The 3,419-nt window shown below is 65.0% G+C and carries 3 protein-coding genes; 2 read left to right on the top strand and 1 reads right to left on the bottom strand.

Annotation, left to right across the window (positions count from 1 at the left end; genetic code table 11):
- Positions 1-697, top strand: a 697-nt coding sequence (locus tag AC1DWI_RS17100) for a LysR substrate-binding domain-containing protein (protein ID WP_477725277.1), incomplete at its 5' end; no start/stop codon positions are given.
- A 54-nt stretch (positions 698-751) separates the two neighbouring features.
- On the top strand, positions 752-988 hold the full coding sequence (locus tag AC1DWI_RS17095) for a hypothetical protein (protein ID WP_477670956.1): 237 nt from the start codon (positions 752-754) through the stop codon (positions 986-988).
- A 6-nt stretch (positions 989-994) separates the two neighbouring features.
- On the opposite strand, the gene AC1DWI_RS17090 is transcribed toward AC1DWI_RS17095, so the two are convergent.
- Entirely contained in the window at positions 995-3,070 is a 2,076-nt protein-coding gene (locus AC1DWI_RS17090; protein ID WP_477725278.1) for an oxidoreductase, read from the bottom strand.
- Positions 3,071-3,419 lie beyond the last annotated feature (349 nt).

The raw sequence follows: 3,419 nt of genomic DNA, 5'->3' as shown, positions 1-3,419 counted from the left end.
CGAGACCAGCCTGTCCAGCGCGTCGGCGTCGCCCAGGGGCCGGCTGCGGGTCGATGTGCCCAGCCCCCTGGCCCGCATGATCCTGGTGCCGGCCTTGCCGGAATTTCATGCGCGCTACCCTGAGATTCAGCTCGACATGGGTGTCAGCGACCGCATGGTGGACCTGATCGGCGACAACGTGGATTGCGTCGTGCGCGGCGGCGAGCTAACCGATCAGTCGCTGATGGCCCGCAAGGTGGGTGACCTGCAGTTGGGGGTATACGCCGCCCCGGCCTATCTGGAGCGCTCGGGCACACCGTTGCACCCACGAGAGCTGGAAGACACMCATCACCGCATCGTGGGTTTTCTGTGGGCGCGCACCGGCAAGGCTTTTCCGTACGCCATGCACTGCAAGGGCGAGAGCATCAAGGTGCAAGGCCGGCACCTGTTCGCATTCGATGACGGCAATGCCTACCTCGCGGCCGGGCTGGCGGGATTGGGAGTCCTCTGGCTGCCGGACTACATGGCGAAGGCGCACCTGGCTGGCGGCGAACTGGTGCGCCTGTTCAAGGGCTGGCGCCTTGACCCGATGCCTTTGTACGTAGCCTTTGCGCCGAACCGGCATGTCAGCGCCAAACTGCGCGTGTTCATCGAGTGGATTGCCGGGCTGATGGCGCAGCATGCGCCTGTTGCTGGCCCGCGTGACGGAAAAACATGACCCCGCCATGGAAATTCCATCGGCGATATATTCATTTCATTCAAGGAGTTTTCGATGGCCAATCTTCGCCAAGCCCTGGTTCACATGCGCTCGGGGCGCTGGACCGAGGCACACACGATTGTGCAGAGTGATGAGTCGCAACTGGCCGCCTGGCTGCACGGCATCCTGCATGTACAGGAGGGCGACCTGGGGAATGCCGAGTACTGGTATGGCCAGGCCAAGCGGGATTTCAACGGCCGCGGAACGCTGGATGAAGAGATGGACCGCTTTGAGGCAGGGCTGCCCAAATAAGCGTGGTCACACCATCGCAGCCAGACGCGTCCCCTGGTCAATAGCGCGTTTCGCATCGAGTTCGCTGGCTTCGTCTGCGCCGCCAATCAGATGCGTCTTGACGCCGGCCGCGCGCAGTGGCTCCAGCAGTTCGCGCAGGGGTTCCTGTCCGGCGCACAGCACGATGTTGTCGACCGCCAGCACGGTGCCGTCCTGCCGTTTTTCGCCGAAGGTGATGAAGAGGCTGAGGCCTGAGCCTTCTTCGTTTTCACCAATGCGTTCRTAGTTGACGCCYGARAGCATYTCGACGTTTTTCATYTTCAGCGCGGCRCGGTGKATCCAGCCGGTGGTCTTGCCCAGGCCSGCGCCCAGCTTGCCGGGCTTGCGCTGCAGCAGSGTGACMTGGCGCGCCGGCGGCGTGACCAGCGGGCGTACCACGCCGCCGCGCACTTCACCGGGGTCGGCCACACCCCATTCGGCGAGCCAGGCGGGCAGGTCGAGTGCGGTGGAATGGCCGGTGGGTGTGACGAGGAACTCGGCGACGTCAAAGCCGATGCCGCCTGCGCCTATGAGTGCCACACGTTCGCCAACGGGCTGGCGGCCCAGCAGCACATCGATGTAGCTCAGCACCTTGGGATGGTCTTGCCCGGGAATACGCGGGTTGCGCGGCGTGACGCCGGTGGCCAGCACGACTTCGTCAAACTTCTGCGCAATGAGGTCGGCCGCCGAGACGCGGGTGTTCAGGTGCAGCTTCACGCCGGTGCCGGTGATGCGCTGGCCGAAGTAGCGCAGGGTTTCCTCGAACTCTTCCTTGCCGGGCACGCGCTTGGCCAGGTTGAACTGGCCGCCGATTTTGTCGGCCGCGTCATACAGGTCAACGCTGTGGCCGCGCAGGGCCAAAGTGGTGGCGGCGGCCAGACCCGCGGGGCCTGCGCCTATGACGGCAACGCGTTTTTTGGCGGGGGCGATGCGAATGACGAGTTCGGTTTCATGCCCGGCGCGGGGGTTGACCAGGCAGCTTGCCAGCTTGGCCTGGAAGGCGTGGTCCAGGCAGGCCTGGTTGCAGGCGATGCAGGTGTTGATCTCGTCGCGGCGCCCCTGCGCRGCCTTGTTGACAAACTCGGGGTCGGCCAGGAAAGGGCGGGCCATGCTGACCATGTCAGCCGAGCCGTCGGCCAGCACCTGTTCGGCCACCTCGGGCATGTTCAGGCGGTTGCTGGTGATGACAGGAATCGTGAGGCCGGCGGCACGCAGGTCGGTGCGCAGCTTTTTGGTGACCCAGGTGAAGGCACCACGTGGTACTGACGTCGCGATTGTCGGCACACGCGCCTCATGCCAGCCGATGCCGCTGTTGATGAGCGTGGCACCGGCGGCTTCCACCGCTTGGGCCAGCAGCACGACTTCCTCCCAGCTGCTGCCGCCGGGGATCAGGTCGATCATCGAGAGGCGGTAGATGATGATGAAGTCGCGCCCGACGGCTTCGCGCGTGCGGCGCACGATCTCGACGGCCAGGCGCATGCGGTTGGCGTAGCTGCCGCCCCACTCGTCGGTGCGCTGGTTGGTGTGGGTGACAAGGAACTGGTTGATGAAGTAGCCTTCGCTGCCCATGATCTCGACGCCGTCGTAGCCGGYATCGCGGGCGAGCATGGCGCAGCGGATGAAGGCGCGGATCTGCCGCTCAATGCCGCCGGCGCTGAGCTCGCGCGGGGTGAAGGGCGAGATGGGGCTCTGGATGCGCGAAGGTGCGACGCACAGCGGGTGGTAGCCATAGCGGCCGGTGTGCAARATYTGCAGCGCRATCTTGCCGCCTTCTGCATGTACTGCGTCRGTGACCTGCTTGTGGCGGCGCGCMGCRCCYGAGCTGGCGAGCATGCCGGCAAACGGTTTGGTCCAGCCGGCGATGTTGGGCGCGAAGCCGCCGGTAACCATCAGGCCCACACCGCCGCGCGCGCGCTCGGCAAAGTAGGCGGCCATGGCGGGGAAGTGTTTGCGGCCGTCTTCGAGGCCGGTGTGCATGCTGCCCATGAGCACGCGGTTCTTCAGCGTGGTGAAGCCCAGGTCCAGCGGCGCGAGCAGGTGGGGGTAGGGGGAGGCGGGGTCCAGGGAAAAAGAAGAAGACGCAAGGGAAGGGGGCGTCGTCGCCGAAGTGGGGGTCGCGGCCAAGGCAGGTCTCCTGTCAAAACTGCCTGCATGGTAGTCGTAACAAGGGGCGCTACAAAGCCTGCCGGGTACTCTAGGGGACAGGCTCTACCCCGTCTTGGGGCTAACCCTGAGCGGCGGCACCCCTACGCCGCCTGCCGTGATGTGCTATTGATTTAATAGCTGCTTGCGCCCATCCTGATTGGCTTACCGGCTGTTTTTCTTGAAGCAGGGGCCTTGGATGCCGGATGCCTGCCGATGTGGGTATACCGGAGTACGACCTTGCGGTGTTGTCTGACACCCGCCCTTAGCC

The organism is Polaromonas sp. P3_C2, assembly GCF_056402675.1.
Note: the sequence above shows the minus strand (reverse complement) of the source record. Positions and strands in the feature narration are given on the sequence as shown.

What these genes read in the sequence shown, in the direction of transcription:
- AC1DWI_RS17095 (WP_477670956.1), top strand. Translation starts at nt 752, where the DNA reads ATGGCCAATCTTCGCCAAGCCCTGGTTCACATGCGCTCGGGGCGCTGG.